12 protein-coding genes are annotated in these 13,774 nt (G+C 69.9%); 9 read left to right on the top strand and 3 right to left on the bottom strand.

What is annotated here, in order from left to right; genetic code table 11:
* Positions 1–16 precede the first annotated feature (16 nt).
* Positions 17–943: a lysophospholipid acyltransferase family protein gene (locus WME82_RS23305; protein WP_012236893.1), complete on the bottom strand. Its 927-nt coding sequence runs from the start codon at positions 941–943 to the stop codon at positions 17–19.
* 99 nt (positions 944–1,042) lie between these two features.
* On the opposite strand from WME82_RS23305, the gene WME82_RS23300 reads away from it, so the two are divergent.
* The 3 genes from WME82_RS23300 (at position 1,043) to WME82_RS23290 (ending at position 4,070) form a co-directional block, all read left to right on the top strand.
* On the top strand, positions 1,043–2,008 hold the full coding sequence (locus WME82_RS23300; protein WP_012236892.1) for an NAD-dependent epimerase/dehydratase family protein: 966 nt from the start codon (positions 1,043–1,045) through the stop codon (positions 2,006–2,008).
* 8 nt (positions 2,009–2,016) lie between these two features.
* Positions 2,017–2,682 carry a class I SAM-dependent DNA methyltransferase gene (locus tag WME82_RS23295; protein WP_438044599.1) on the top strand — a complete coding sequence of 222 codons (666 nt, stop codon included), beginning with the start codon at positions 2,017–2,019 and terminating at the stop codon, positions 2,680–2,682.
* Positions 2,683–2,768: 86 nt separating this feature from the next.
* Positions 2,769–4,070: a hypothetical protein gene (locus WME82_RS23290; RefSeq protein WP_438044598.1), complete on the top strand. Its 1,302-nt coding sequence runs from the start codon at positions 2,769–2,771 to the stop codon at positions 4,068–4,070.
* 255 nt (positions 4,071–4,325) lie between these two features.
* Here WME82_RS23290 and WME82_RS23285 read toward each other — a convergent pair whose 3' ends face one another.
* Positions 4,326–5,330, bottom strand: coding sequence for a hypothetical protein (locus WME82_RS23285; protein ID WP_438044597.1), 1,005 nt, complete (start codon positions 5,328–5,330; stop codon positions 4,326–4,328).
* Positions 5,331–5,360: 30 nt separating this feature from the next.
* Positions 5,361–8,555 (bottom strand): TonB-dependent receptor, encoded by a 3,195-nt coding sequence (locus WME82_RS23280; RefSeq protein WP_438044596.1) that lies wholly within the window; start codon positions 8,553–8,555, stop codon positions 5,361–5,363.
* 266 nt (positions 8,556–8,821) lie between these two features.
* Between WME82_RS23280 and WME82_RS23275 the strand changes: the two genes are divergently transcribed.
* The 6 genes from WME82_RS23275 to WME82_RS23250 all read left to right on the top strand — a co-directional run bounded on the left by WME82_RS23275 (position 8,822) and on the right by WME82_RS23250 (position 13,724).
* The gene (locus WME82_RS23275) at positions 8,822–9,613 is read left to right on the top strand and encodes an energy transducer TonB (protein WP_438044595.1); all 792 of its coding nucleotides are present in this window, start codon (positions 8,822–8,824) and stop codon (positions 9,611–9,613) included.
* A gap of 168 nt (positions 9,614–9,781) precedes the next feature.
* The gene (locus tag WME82_RS23270; protein ID WP_437747677.1) at positions 9,782–10,498 is read left to right on the top strand and encodes a MotA/TolQ/ExbB proton channel family protein; all 717 of its coding nucleotides are present in this window, start codon (positions 9,782–9,784) and stop codon (positions 10,496–10,498) included.
* A gap of 111 nt (positions 10,499–10,609) precedes the next feature.
* A complete protein-coding gene (locus tag WME82_RS23265; RefSeq protein WP_438044594.1) occupies positions 10,610–11,026 on the top strand; it encodes an ExbD/TolR family protein in 417 nt (138 codons plus the stop codon).
* Between the two features lie 5 nt (positions 11,027–11,031).
* On the top strand, positions 11,032–11,478 hold the full coding sequence (locus WME82_RS23260) for an ExbD/TolR family protein (RefSeq protein ID WP_437873578.1): 447 nt from the start codon (positions 11,032–11,034) through the stop codon (positions 11,476–11,478).
* A gap of 174 nt (positions 11,479–11,652) precedes the next feature.
* Complete coding sequence (thiC, locus tag WME82_RS23255) at positions 11,653–13,038, top strand: phosphomethylpyrimidine synthase ThiC (RefSeq protein ID WP_437301596.1); 1,386 nt, start codon at positions 11,653–11,655, stop codon at positions 13,036–13,038.
* Positions 13,035–13,724, top strand: a complete 690-nt coding sequence (locus WME82_RS23250) for a thiamine biosynthesis protein (protein ID WP_438044593.1) — start codon at positions 13,035–13,037, stop codon at positions 13,722–13,724. Before thiC ends, WME82_RS23250 begins: the two co-directional genes overlap by 4 nt.
* The last annotated feature ends 50 nt before the right edge of the window (positions 13,725–13,774 follow it).

The raw sequence follows: 13,774 nt of genomic DNA, 5'->3' as shown, positions 1-13,774 counted from the left end.
CCGCGCGGTCACGCGATCACCAGAAGACGCTCTTCCGCTCCTTCAGGCCGCGGTTCAGCATCGACTGGATCCGACCCTTCACGAGCGCCACCTTCTCCTGGATCACCGCGTCGTCGTCGTCGGGGTCGCCGTGGAACGTCATCGGCTCGCCGAAGTAGATCCGGTATCGGGTCGGCAGCGGCAGCTGGCCGCCGGGGAGCAGGAGCTGTGGGATGATCGGGAACGTCGGCATGCCGAGCGCCTTCGAGACCGACTCGAGGTTGCCGAGCGAGATGTACTGTTCCTCGCCCCCGATGACCGCGATGGGCACGATCGGCGTGTCGGTCTCGAGCGCGAGCCGCATGAACCCGAGCCCGAAGTCGAGCAGCTGATAGCGGCTGGAGAACCCCTTCGAGATCCCCTTCGTCCCCTCCGGGAACACCAGGATCGCCGCGCCCATGTCGAGCAGCCGGCGCGCGTTCTCGGGGACGCCGACCACCTGGCCCACGCGCGAGAAGAAGGTCGCCACGAACGGCAGCGTCTGCGTCCACTTCTCGACCATGCTCCGCATCACGCGCGGCGGCTCCGCGTCCAGGAACAGCGAGGCCGCGATGAGCATGCCGTCGAACGGGAGCTGGCCCGAGTGGTTCGCGATGAGGAGCACACGGCCGGCCGGGACACGCTCGATGCCGAACACCTCGGTCCGGAAATAGAAGCGATGAAAGAACGCGGCGACCCCGACCGCGTACTTCGCCCACTCCCGGTCGAGCCCGAACGGGTCGACCCCGTCCGCCGCGTGAGGCAGCGCGACCCGGCGCAGACGGTCCTCGAAATCCTGACCGAGCAGCCGGATTGTCGCGTCGTCGATCGTGCCGCGCAGGCTGTCGACCCCGACGCGCGCGAGCGGCAGCGCGCTGTGCGTGACGAAGTGGCTCAGCCTGGCGAGCGTCGTTCTGCTGGCCATGGGCGGCGGACGATAGCAAAACTCGCGTGGGCCTGCACCGGCACGAAGGGCTTGACCATCGGCCTCCTCGAAGCGACCGTCGCTCCGATGAGCGAACGAATGCTCGGTCGAGGCCGCCGTCCCGCCGCGGACACCGATCCGTCCCTCCGGTCGATCCTCATCACCGGCATCTGTGGTCGCCTCGGGCGGCGCCTGGCGCGGCGCCTCCACCGCGAGCGGCGCGTGATCGGCGTCGACCGGCGCAGCTTCGAGGGGCGCCCCAAGGACATCGAGCATCACCAGATCGACATCCGCCGCAAGAAGACCCAGGACATCTTCCGCCAGGAGCAGCTCGCCGCGGTGGTCCACCTCGGGGTCATGCACGATCCGCGGGTGAGCCAGATGGAGCACCACAGCTGGAACCTCGCTGGGTTCCAGCGGCTGCTCGAGTTCGTCGCGCAGTACGACGTGCCCAAGCTCATCGTGCTGTCGAGCGCGAACGCCTACGGGCCGCGCCCCGACAACCCGCAGTTCATCACCGAGGACGCCCCGCTGCTCGGCGGCGCGTCGTTCAGCGAGATCCGCGACCTCATCGAGGTCGACATGCTGGCGCAATCGTTCTTCTGGAAGCACCCCCAGACCGAGACGGTCATCCTCAGGCCGGTCCACATCCTCGGCTCCGTGCGGAACGCGCCGTCGAACTACCTCCGGCTCAACGTGATCCCGACCCTCCTCGGCTTCGACCCGATGGTGCAGGTCATTCACCAGGACGACGTGGTCTCCGCGATCCTCGCGGCGCTCCGCCCCGGCGTGCGCGGGATCTTCAACCTCGCGGGGCCCGCGCCGCTGCCGCTCTCGCGCGTCATCGAGATGACCGGCCGGGCGCGCGCGGCGATCCCCCACTTCGTCATGCAGACGATCATCCCGCGGCTCTGGCGGTTCAGGGCGACCTCGTTCCCGGCCCCCGAGCTCGATCACATCCGGTACGTGTGCATGGTCGACGATCGGCGGGCGCGCGACATCCTCGGCTACACGCACGAGCACGACATCCAGGAGACCGTGCAGGCGGTCGACGACATCACCTGAAAGGCGTCATGAAGCGAGCGACCCGGATCGAGCGGCTCGTCGACTACTACGAGGACTTCGCGCCCGACTACGTCTCCACCTGGAAAGACATCCAGCACTACGAGAAGCCCGTGCGCGCGTTCCTGCGCGAGGCGGTCGCCGACGACGCCCGCGTGCTCGACGCGGGCTGTGGCCCGGGCCACCTCACGCGCGATCTCCCGCCGTCCGTCGAGGTCGTGGGCTTCGACATCGCCGAGGGGATGCTCGAGATCGCGCGCGAGAAGCGGCCCCACGGCGCCTATCACCGGCACGACTACCACCTCCCGATCCCCCGCTCCTGGGGGCGGTTCGACGTCGCCCTCGCGCTCGGCACCCTCGAGTTCTGCGACGATCTCCCGCTCGTGCTCAAGAACCTGGCCGGCGCGATGCGCCCCGGCGGCCGCCTGCTGGTGAGCATCGTCGAGCGGAGGCCGAACGTCCGGCTCCACGAGCGCCACGCGCGCCCGCTCTCCGACGCCGAGCTGACCGGCGTGAAAATGTATCTTTACACCTTCGCCGAGCAGACGGACGCCATCCTGGGTTCTGGCCTGCTCCCGCGCAGCTACCGGCTCCACCCCGGCTGGCGACACACGGAGTACGACGTCGACGTGCTCTACGCGCTCTGGGACCTCGAGGTCTCACGCGGCGGCCGGTGATCACCCTGGACAGCGCGGCGAGCCTTTCCGCGCCGCGCTGTCCAGGGTATCTCGTGGAGAGTCGTGGAGAGGAGAGCCACGGTTCGATGGAAGTGAAGCTCGGCGGCACCTTCCTGACCTGCGCGATGGGGCCGCTGCACCACGCCGGCGCGTGCATGCAGGCGAGCCGGGTGCCGGAGGGGCTCCGCGAGCTGGCGCCGGAGGGGCTCCTCGGAGGCTTCCAGCGCGGCGTCGATCAAGCCGCGAAGCTCGCGGGCGTGCGCCGGGAGGACGTCGAGCGCCTCCTCCCGATGGCCGACGTGCGCGAGGCCATCGAGCGGCTCGGCGACAGCCAGTCCGAGGCACTCGTCGCCTGGGATGTCTACGCCGGGCGCATCGGCGGGCTGCTCGAGGGCGTCGCCGAGGTGACCGACCACGGTCGGGCCCCCGACGCCGGCATGTGGCTCGAGCGGCTGGCGAACAAGGTCCGGCGCGATCGCCCCTTCGCGGAGCCGCTCCAGGTGCTCGCCGAGGACATCGCGCAATGGCAGGTGATGATCGGCCGCTGCCGCAAGCTGCTCGACGAGAGCGGCGGCGGCGCGCTCGCCAGGGCGTATCGCCGGCGGAGGCTCCGCAGGATCGCGTCGATCGTGGTGTCGGCGCTCGTGATCGTCGCGGCGCTGTCGGTGATCGTGCGGCTCCGCGCCGCCCGCGCGCGCGTCGATGCGGTCCTGGGGCGCCCGGAGGTGTGCGCGGTCCGCGACATCGCGGAGGACGATCTCGGCCGCGCGGCGAGCGAGCAGCAGCGGCGCGTGGCCGCGCGGCTCGAGCAGTGCGCCGCGGTGGAGGCCCGCGAGGCGCGCGAGCGTGAGGAGCGGCTGCGCGCCGAGGAGAGGGCCCGCGAGGAGCAGCGGCTGCGCGCGGAGCGCGACGAGAAGTGCGCCGCGCTCGCCGTGCGGTTCAAGGCGGGGGCGTTCTCGGACGACGACGGCAAGATCGCCGGCGTGGAGAAGGATCTGCTCCGGCGGATCGCGGGGCGGAGGCTCCTCGCCACCGACGTCGGACCGGCCGGTCCCGCGCTGCCGTGCGAGGGCGCGCGCGGCGGCGACGAGCTGCGCGCCGCCTTCGTGGACGCCCTGGTCGCGTCGGTCTGGACGTGGGCGCCGGCCGCCGATCCCGGCCCGAAGCTCGGCGATTTGCTCGTGGCGCGGCGCGCGGAGCTGCCCCCCCGCGCGCAGACGATGCTCGCGGTCCGGACCGGATACGAGTCCAAGCGGGCCATCGTATCGGGCGATCCGGGGGCGCTCGAGCGGGCGTCGCGCCTGTGCGCGCTCACGGCGAAGCTCGAGATCGCGAGCGGGGCCGGCTGCGCGGCGCTGGCGAGGCTGGCCGTCAAACCCGCGCCGTGAGCCGGCGGTCCGAGCGATCGCGACGTGAGCTGCGCTGACCTCGGGGCCGCCGGTCGAGCGCGTCGTCGCGGACGCTCATCACCTCTCGCTCAATCATCGACCATCGCCGGCGCTGCGCGGCAAACAGGGGCTCTTCGAGCCCGCCGCCTTCGGACGACCAGGGATGCGCCTGGGCGATGACGTTTTACGGGAGGTGAGGGGAGAGGGGCCGGAGGAGCGCGGGCGGGACGATGGGCGCCCCGCCCGCCAGGTTGCCTATTTCAGGGCGGGGATGGAGTCCGCGTCGAGCACGCACAGGCCCGCGCCGGCGTCGCACTTCACCTTGAGCTCCGGGGAGATGCGAGGATTTACGCAGAGGGCATCATCGCCCTTGTCGGTGGGGATCGGAGCGCCCCCGGGCTCGGGATTCGGGGCGTAGACCCGACAATCGATGGCGGGCCAAACTCCGACGACCTTGTACGTCGCCGAGCAGCTCTCCTCCGAGTAGGTGACTTCTGCCTCGAATTGATTGCCGAGGTTGGCGGCTGTCACGTACACGCGCATGTTGCGCCACTCGAGCTTGTGCGATCCCGGCGCCACCGGCGGTACGCCGCCTTCCCCACCGCCGCCCTCGCCCGCACCGCCGTCGCCGGTACCACCGGCACCGCCAGCGCCGCCTTCCCCGGCGCCACCGGCACCGCCAGAGCCGCCGGCGCCGCCTTCTCCGGCACCACCGGCTCCGCCTTCCCCGGCGCCACCGGCACCGCCTTCGCCGCCTTCGCCGCCGGCGCCGCCTTCGCCGCCGGCGCCGCCCTCGCCGCCCTCGCCGCCGGCGCCGCCCTCGCCGCCGGGCAGCAACACCACCTCGGCGGGATCGAACGCCGGCACCGTGCAGATCTCGTTGTCATCCGGTTCGCGCGCCGCGAAGGCACCGATCGCGAACGGGTTCAGATCCGGATTCGGGTCGACCGCGGCGCCGCCGCGGTACCAAGTGCCGAATTCCAGGGTCTGGATCGCGACGAGCTTCTCGCTGTCGGGGAGCTTGTCGCCATTCTCGTCCGGATTGTACACCTGCATCCCGACCAGCTCGACAGTCCCGTCCTTCCGAGCACACGGGCCCTCGGCATCCCCGTCGATCCGGGTGAACTTCGTTGCGAACGCGGACCCGAGGGCGCCGCCGACCGTGCACTCGGGCTTGGGCTGCGAGCAGCCCGGAGACATCGCCGCGAGCGGTGAGAGCGCCGCGAGCCCTGCCATCCAAACAAGCCATCGCTTCTTCATCGCTTGCATCCTTTCCCGCGCGCGACGCGCCTAGAACGTCACCCGCGCGCCGAACCGGAACTGCCGCGGTGTCTGGAACTGCGTCGGCTCACCGTAGTTCGGGTTCACGGCCTTGGGATCGAGCGGCTCGCCGGTGTTGTGGTCCTTCACGCATGTCGGGCCGCTGCTCGGATTCAGATCTTCCTTCGTTCCACCGACGCAGGGGTCGACGTACGCCGTCGTGTAGCGCTGGTCCACCTGGACGGTCTCCTGGAAGTTGAAGATGTTGAAGACATCCATGGTGACGGTGAGCTCGCTGTCCTTCGCGAGCTTGACCGAATAGCCGATGTGACCGTCGATGTTGTGGATCCAGGGGAGGCGGCCGCCCTCGCCTCGAGGCAGGATGAACGTTTCGTCGGAGCCATACAGGTAGTGCGCTCCCCAGTAGTCGATGGGGGCGCCTGAGCGGGACCTGTACGTGAGGCCGAGGTCGAGGACCATGCCCTTCGGGAGCTCGATCGCCTTCGCGCCGTAGACCTTGATCTCGTGCGTGTTGTCGCCGGGCAGGGCCCCATCGCGGTTGACGAGGAGCGACGCCAGATCGAACTCCGTGTTCATGTTCGGATCGATCTGGTCGGTCTCGGGCTTGAAGAGGCCCGGGTAGTTGCCTCGCAGGTACGACAGCGTATAGCTCACCTGGGCGAGCCACAGGTCGGAGAAGATCTTGTTGAAATAGAGGGTCAGCGCGTCGTAATCGCGCCTCGCCTCCGTGAAGTCCTTGGCCATCCCCTTCCCGGGGTTGCCGATGAAGTAGGTGTTCGCCTCGTCCCGGCTCATGTCCTCGATGACGTTGTTCATCCAGCGCTTCGTGTACAGCGCGCCGACACGCCCGTTCGGGATGACCTCGTACTCGCCGCCGATCACGATCTCGTCGGACGACTGCGGCTCGAGATCCGGATCCACCGGGGCCTTGCCGCCGCCGAACGTGAACCAGTTCTTGTTCGGATCATGGTTCAAGACCCCTGGAGCTTCGAAGGCCTCGTCGATCGGGACCCGGCTGTCGTCGTTCCGGCACTGCCCTTCGCCATAACCCGTCGCGTCCTCGGGGTTCCCAGGGTTACAGCCGCTGGCGCCGCCCCGGTGGTAGGAGCGGGTGTACCGCTCGTCGCCGAACGTGCGATCCATGATGTCGAGGGGGACGCTCTCGTAATACCGCGCGTAGTTCGCGAACACCTTCGACCGACCCTCCTGCGTGATGTCGTAGACGACGCCCACGCGCGGAGACCACTGGTTCGCGAGCGCCAGCCCGAGCTTGCCGTCGCTCGCGTACAGGTACTGCGCGTCGTAGCGCACGCCGATGTTCAACGTCACCCGGTCGAGGATGCTCCAGCTGTCCTGCGCGAAGGCGCCGATCGTCGCGCCGAGCGACGACACCGTGAGCTTGTCCTGGATCACATAGTCCCTGGCGCCGGGGCCGGTCGCCAGGCCGTCCGGACCGGTCAGGAAGCCGAGCTGTCGCTCGTCGTGGGACATGTCCCTGTCCCCCTCCTCCACGTAGGTGGTGCCGCCCGCGTACGCCTTGATGTGCTTGTACGTCGTGATCTCGCCGTCGATGCCGGCCTTGACCACGTGGTGTCCGAGCCCCTCGAAGATGCTCGTCACCATCGCCTTCAGCTGGAAGCGGTTGAGCGAGGCGTCGTCGATGAAGTCGGGGCCGCCTTGCCAGTACTGGCGCACCGCGCAGGGCACCGCGGCGACCTCGCCGGTCTCCGTTTCCAGCGGCTCGCACATGGCCCGGGCTTCGGGGGAGAGGGTCTCGAAATCGTAGATCGAGTACGGGTTCGGGGAGTACCGCTGCCAGACCATGAGGGGCACGCCCGCCAGGCCCTCGCGCGTCCCGAGCTCCGAGCCGTCCGGGGGCAGCCGCGCGTTCCGCTGGCCGTGCCAGCCGAGCGTCGCGTCGAGGAGCAGGGTCTTGTTCTTGAACGCAGACGACCACTTCAGCGCGACGTCGGTGGACGACGCCACGTACTCGTGCGCCATCGCGCCATACTGGCCGATGATGTTGGAGAGCTCGGTCACGCCCTGCTGCGGGTCGAACCCGAACGTGCCGTTGCCGCCCGAGGTGGAGGGCGAGCCGTAGACGGAGAGCGCCACGCTGTGGTCCGGATCGATCTGGTAGGTCAGCTTCCCGAGGTACTGCAGCGTCTGCTCCTCGGCGCGGTAGAAGCGCTGCGTTCCCGGCAGCCGGTCGACGATGTTGAGCCCGGTCGCGCGATCCGTCACCGGCTCGAACGTGGTGGGGTCGTAGCGCGTGGCGAACAGGTTGCGCTCCATCGAGCTGCTCTTGAACGCGAGATCGGCGCCCGCGTAGAACCAGAGCTTGTCCTTCAGGATGGGGCCGCCGACCTCGAACCCGTAGTCGCGGATGGACGACAGGGCCTCGTCCGTCTGGATGGTCTCGCCCTGGCGACGGACCGCCTTGGGCGCGCCCTCGAGGATGCCTGGCGTGATGTTGAAGAAGACCGAGCCCTGGAACGCGTTGCCGCCGCTCTTCGTGACGACATCGAGGACGCCCCCGGTCGCGCGGCCGAACTCGGGCATGTACCCGCCGGCCACCACGTTGACCTCCTTGATGAACTCCATGGTGAGCGGCGTGCCGACGATCCCGTAGGCCGGGTCGTTCACCGACAGGCCGTCGATCACGTACTGGTTCTCGGGGGAGGAGGTGCCGGCGATGGACGTGCCGAACTCGTCGGCCTGCGCCCCGGGCGTGGTCGCGGCGACCGACTCGAAGGAGCGGGTCGTGGCGCCCTTCCCCGTGGGGGGCGAGACGGCGATGCGCCGGGTGAAGTCCTGGGTGATGCTCTGGCTCACGCTGCTCGAGCCGACGTCGACCGTCGGCGCGCGGCCGACGACGACGATCTCCGCCGCCTTGAGCGCCTCCGGGAGCAGCTCGACGTTGACGCGGATGGTCGTCGCGGCGCGGACCGCGATCCCGCCGCGCGCGTACGGCTTGAACGCGTCCTTTTCGAAGCGCAGTGTGTAGTCGCCCGGCGGCAGGTTCGGGATACGGTACTGGCCAGTGCCGTCCGTGACGACCAGCTGCTCCCCTTGCAGCGCTGGCGATGTCGCCGTCACGACCACATCGGCGGCCGGCGCCCTGTTCGACGCGTCGACTACCCGCCCGAGGAGCACGCCGCTGCCCGTCTGCGCGAACGCAGGGTACGCGGTCAACAAAGTCATCGCGAGCAGCAGCAACGCCGCCCACGGCCCCAACGGCGCATGTGAGCGCCCTCCGTGTTCCAGCCTCTTTTCGAGAAACTTCACGGAATTCCCTCCAGAAGTGTATGCCCCTCGAGTCCTTCCTTACCCTAGACAGGAATCGCGCCAGACAATAGACTTTTTTGTAGGACTCGCGCGCTTGTGCACTCCGGGTAGGCGCCGCACGCTTCCATACGTCGCGGCTTCTCTACCTCGATCGGCTCGAGTCCTAGGAGTTACGACCCCTCATGTTCGACTCGGTACTCGGTCGCGCTACCGCCACCCAGGGGCGGCTAGGGACGGGGACAGCGCTCTCCATCGTCGCCCACGTGGCGATCGCGGGCGCCATCCTCTGGCAGGCCACGCGCCCTCGAACCGAGAAGCCGAAGGACGTCGAGGTCACATTTTTCGCCCCGGCGCCTCCTCCTCCTCCTCCTCCGCCACCGCCACCTCCGGGCGGCGGCGCGAAGCGCCCGCCGAAGGTGGAGCGCATCGAGCAGCCGAAGCCCGTCAAGACGCCTGACACCATCTACGACATGCCGGAGAAGCCCAAGGCCAAGGCGCCAGAGCCAAAGCCGGAGCCGGAGCCGGTCAAGGAGGATGCGCCGGAGCAGCCGGGCGGCGTCGAGGGGGGAGTCCAGGGCGGCGTTCGGGGGGGCACCGTCGGCGGCGAGGTCGGCGGTCAGATGGGCGGTCAGCTGGGCGGCAAAGTCGGCGGCCAGGTGGGCAGCACGGCGCCGCCGCAGAACGTGGTGCTGGCGTTCGGCCTTGGAATGGAGCGTCCGAAAGAGGTCTCAGGTTGCAGGCCCAGCTTCACGCGCGAAGCGCTCGCCGCCAGGGTCGAAGGCCTCGCGCTTGTCAAGTGCGTCATCACTCCTACGGGCAAGCTCACCAGCTGCAGGATCGCCAAAGGCCTGCCGCACATGAATGAGGCGATCCTGAACACGCTGACGACGACCTGCCGGTATACGCCCGTGATCTACCAGGGACGCCCCGTCTCCGTCGACTACACCATTCCCATCAGGCTGAAGATGCCATGAAGGCGTTCAGACGGGACGGGTATTGTTGAGAGGGCGGAGCACGTAGTAGAGAAGGGTGCGTGGTAGGTCCGCGCTGTCGTACTGTCGAGTCCGCTCCAGCGTCCAGAGTCGCTGTTTCAGCGTAGTAAAAACCATCACGCCACATGGGGCGCCAGGAGGCGCGAGACGATGCAATTCACGTTGATCGAGCTGTGGGGCCACATGGGGCTCTTCGCGAAGCTGATTGTCTTCGCGCTGGCCATCATGTCCGTTGCGTCGCTGATCGTCCTGGGCGAGCGCATCGTCGTGTCGTTCCTGTCGCGCGCCGCCTCCCGCGCGTTCGCGGCGCGGGTGGGACCCATGCTCGCCCGGGGCGAGCTCGAGGGCGCCTGGACCGCCGCCAGGCCGGGCGGCGAGCTCGGCTATCTCGGGCGCGTCATCGGCGCCGGGCTCGCCGCTTATGCCTCGAGCACGCCGTCGCGGCTGCCGGCGCAGGGGCACGAGCGCGACGGCGTGTTCGAGTCGGTCTCGCGGGCGCTCGAGCGGCAGGCGCAGCGCGAGGTGCTCAGCCTGAAGCGAGGTTATGGACTGCTCGCCACGGTCGGATCCACGGCGCCGTTCGTCGGGCTGCTCGGGACGGTCATGGGCATCGTGACGGCGTTCCAGCAGATGGCGGCCGCTGGCTCCGGCGGCCTCGGCACCGTCTCGGCGGGTATCGCGGAGGCGCTCATCACGACCGCCTTCGGGCTGATCGTCGCGATCCCGGCCGTCATGGGCTACAACTATCTCCAGGGTTGGATCGAAGCCCGGGCGATCGACATCTCGGAGTCGTCGAACGAGCTCCTCGACGTCGTGGCGAAGCGGCTCGACGGGCGCCTCGCGCCGGCCGCCGAAGAGGCCGCTTGACAGGGGACCCGCGCGCCACCCCGCGCGCCTCTCCGCGGAGCGCGGCGCCCGGCGCCTCGCGCCTGCGGCGCGGCGGGCGGTGACGCGCCCAGCAGGGAAGCGAGCGTTCCAATGGGCATGGGTGTCGGCCCGCAGAGGGGCCCCAAGAGCGAGATCAACGTCACGCCGCTCGTCGACGTCGTCCTCGTCCTGCTCATCATCTTCATGGTGGTCACGCCGATGCTCCAGCGCGGCAAGGACGTGAAGCTGCCGCATGCCGCGAAGGTGGACGAGGAGAAGAAGGAGGTGGACCCGCTGATCCTCTCCGTGACGCTGGAGAAGACGGTGTGGGTCGAGAACGACAGATACGATGACGCCGGGCTGGCCGAGCGGCTCTCGCGCGAGTTCGCGGCGCAGCCGGGGCGCAAGGTGCTGGTCAAGGGGGACCAGCGCCTCTCGTTCGGCGACGTCCGCAGGGTGATGGAGACGGCGCGCAAGTCGGGCGCGAAGAGCGTCTCGCTGGCGGTCGAGGAGCTCAAGGGGAGGTAGCGGCAATGAGCGCGAAGAGGAAGTTCGTCATCAAGCCGGCGGTGCCCCTGAACTCCGACATCAACGTGACGCCGCTCGTCGACGTCGTGCTGGTGCTGCTCATCATCTTCATGGTCGTGACGCCGCTGCTCGAGAAGGACATCGGCGTGCGCGTGCCGGACACCGAGCAGGTCAAGCAGGACACCCCCCCGCCGCCCGACCAGCTCGTCGTTCGGGTGAGCGCGCAAGGTGAGCTGCGGGTGAACGACGAGCGGGTCGAGCGCGCCGAGCTCGTGGGCACGCTCCGGCCGCTGATCGAGCGCTACAGCAGGCCCCAGGACAGGATCGTCTTCGTCGTCGCCGACGACGGCGCCGTCTACGGCACCGTCGTGGAGGTGCTCGACGGCGCGAAGGCCGCCGGCGCCCAGACGCTCGGCATGATGACCGAGCTCCCCGAAGCGCCGCCGCCCTGACAGCGGCGCGCGCGTGGACAGCGGCGCGCTCGCGCGGCGAGCGCTGGTGGGCGAGCGCTGGGTAGCGGCGCGCTTTCTCGCCGCCTTGAGGTCGGGCGGCCAGGCGCGACGCGGCGCTTGCGTCGCGCGCGGTCGCGACCTAAACCGCCCACCTCGAAAGCGAGGTCGTCGATGTTGCGGTCCGAATGGGTGAGCAAGCGCGCCGGGAGCCCGAACCAGAGCCAGATGCACTTCGCGAGGAAGGGCGTCGTCACGGAGGAGATGGAGTACGTCGCCCGCCGTGAGAAGCTCGCGCCCGAGCTCATCCGCAGCGAGGTCGCGCGCGGCCGGATGATCATCCCCGCGAACAAGAACCACCTGAACCTCGAGCCGATGTGCATCGGCATCGCGTCGCTCTGCAAGGTGAACGCGAACATCGGCAACAGCCAGACCACGAGCGACGTGAGCGGCGAGCTCGAGAAGCTGCGCTACGCCATCAAGTACGGCGCAGACACCGTGATGGACCTGTCGACCGGGGGCGACATCGACGGCATCCGCCGCGCGATCATCGCGGACTCCCCTGTGCCGATCGGGACGGTGCCGATCTACCAGGCGCTCGAGGCGTGCAAGGGCACCGCCAAGATGACGGCCGCGGACCTCATCGACATGCTCGAGCACCAGGCGAAGCAGGGGGTCGATTACTTCACGATCCACGCGGGCGTGCTGCTCGAGCACCTGCCGCTCGTGAAGGGCCGGATCACCGGCATCGTCTCGCGCGGCGGCTCGATCATGGCGCAGTGGATGATCGAGCACCACAAGCAGAACCCGTTCTACACCCACTGGGACAAGGTGCTCGAGGTCTGCGCCAAGTACGACGTCACGATCTCGGCGGGCGACGGGCTCCGCCCCGGCTGCCTCCACGACGCCAGCGACGCGGCCCAGTTCGCCGAGCTGAAGACGCTCGGCGAGCTCACGAAGCGCGCCTGGGAGAAGGACGTGCAGGTGATGATCGAGGGCCCCGGGCACGTGCCGTTCGATCAGATCGCGATGAACGTGCAGAAGGAGATGGAGCTCTGTCACGAGGCGCCGTTCTACGTGCTCGGCCCGCTCGTCACCGACTTCGCGCCTGGCTATGACCACATCACGAGCTGCATCGGCGCCACGATGGCCGGCTTCGCGGGCGCCGCGATGCTCTGCTACGTGACGCCGAAGGAGCACCTCGGCCTGCCGAACCCCGAGGACGTCAAGCAGGGCCTCATCGCCTACAAGATCGCGGCCCACGCCGCGGACGTGGCGCGGAAGCGCCCGGGCGCGCGGGATCGCGACGACGCGCTGAGCCGCGCCCGCTACGCCTTCGACTGGAAGCAGCAGTTCGCGCTCTCGCTCGATCCGGAGACGGCCCAGGCGATGCACGACGAGACGCTCCCTCAGGAGTACTTCAAGACCTCGGAGTTCTGCTCGATGTGCGGGCCGAAGTTCTGCTCGATGCACATCAACCGGGTGGTCGACGAGTACAACGCGCGGCAAGAGCCCGAGAACGCGCCCACGAAGCGGTCGCTCTCGATCCTCGATCAGCCGTGAGGCAGGGGAGGGGCCGCGAGGGCGTCCGCCGCGCGCGGCGGAGGGCGCTTGTCGCGGCGCGCCTCGCGTTCGTCGCGCTCGTCCTGCTCGCGCCCCTCGGCTGTCGCCGCGAGCAGGGGAGCGCCCCTCGCGCCGCGGCGTCGCCCGCCTCGGCTGCTGCCTCGCCCTCCCTGGCGCCGCGCCCGCCGAGCCCTCGCCTCACCGATCCGCGCTGGCGCCTCGCCGCGGGGGACGACCCGCTGGACTGCGCCCGGCTGGCCGAGGCCGAGGGCGGCTCCGGCCTCCTCGCCGCGCTCGACGACGGCGGCGACATCACGCTCACGGCCCTGCGCGCGCTGCCGTACGCCGATGACGCCGACCTGGCGCTCGGGCCGCTCGCCGAGCGCGCCCGCGCGGCGCCCGGGCCGTCGCTCCCGCCGCTGCTCGAGGCGCTCCTCGGGATCGCCGGGCGGCCGCCGCGCCCGCGCGAGCCGCTCGACCCGGACGGGGCGCGCGGCGCGGCCGCGGCCCTGGTCGAGCTGGCGGGCCGGCGCGACCTCCCCTCGGACCAGCGCGCGCTCGCCATCTCGGCGGCGCGCGCGCTCGCCGAGCGGGGGCTCGTCGATCCTCTCCGTATTCCGGCAGATCTGGATCCCGAGGGCTCCGTCGTGGGCGCCGCGGGAGGCCCGGCGGCGCCGCGGCCCTGACGTCCCGCGCGGCGGCGCGGGCGCGCGGCCGTCCCGCGCGGCCGCGCCGT

It is taken from the genome of Sorangium sp. So ce128 (assembly GCF_051525245.1).
GTDB lineage: Bacteria > Myxococcota_A > Polyangia > Polyangiales > Polyangiaceae > Sorangium > Sorangium cellulosum_B.
Note: the sequence above shows the minus strand (reverse complement) of the source record. Positions and strands in the feature narration are given on the sequence as shown.

Excerpts from the sequence above, each read along its gene's own strand:
- WME82_RS23305 (WP_012236893.1), bottom strand. The coding sequence starts at position 943 with ATGGCCAGCAGAACGACGCTCGCCAGGCTGAGCCACTTCGTCACGCAC.
- WME82_RS23300 (WP_012236892.1), top strand. The coding sequence starts at position 1,043 with ATGCTCGGTCGAGGCCGCCGTCCCGCCGCGGACACCGATCCGTCCCTC.
- WME82_RS23295 (WP_438044599.1), top strand. The coding sequence starts at position 2,017 with ATGAAGCGAGCGACCCGGATCGAGCGGCTCGTCGACTACTACGAGGAC.
- WME82_RS23290 (WP_438044598.1), top strand. The coding sequence starts at position 2,769 with ATGGAAGTGAAGCTCGGCGGCACCTTCCTGACCTGCGCGATGGGGCCG.
- WME82_RS23285 (WP_438044597.1), bottom strand. The coding sequence starts at position 5,330 with ATGAAGAAGCGATGGCTTGTTTGGATGGCAGGGCTCGCGGCGCTCTCA.
- WME82_RS23280 (WP_438044596.1), bottom strand. The coding sequence starts at position 8,555 with ATGACTTTGTTGACCGCGTACCCTGCGTTCGCGCAGACGGGCAGCGGC.
- WME82_RS23275 (WP_438044595.1), top strand. The coding sequence starts at position 8,822 with ATGTTCGACTCGGTACTCGGTCGCGCTACCGCCACCCAGGGGCGGCTA.
- WME82_RS23270 (WP_437747677.1), top strand. The coding sequence starts at position 9,782 with ATGCAATTCACGTTGATCGAGCTGTGGGGCCACATGGGGCTCTTCGCG.
- WME82_RS23265 (WP_438044594.1), top strand. The coding sequence starts at position 10,610 with ATGGGCATGGGTGTCGGCCCGCAGAGGGGCCCCAAGAGCGAGATCAAC.
- WME82_RS23260 (WP_437873578.1), top strand. The coding sequence starts at position 11,032 with ATGAGCGCGAAGAGGAAGTTCGTCATCAAGCCGGCGGTGCCCCTGAAC.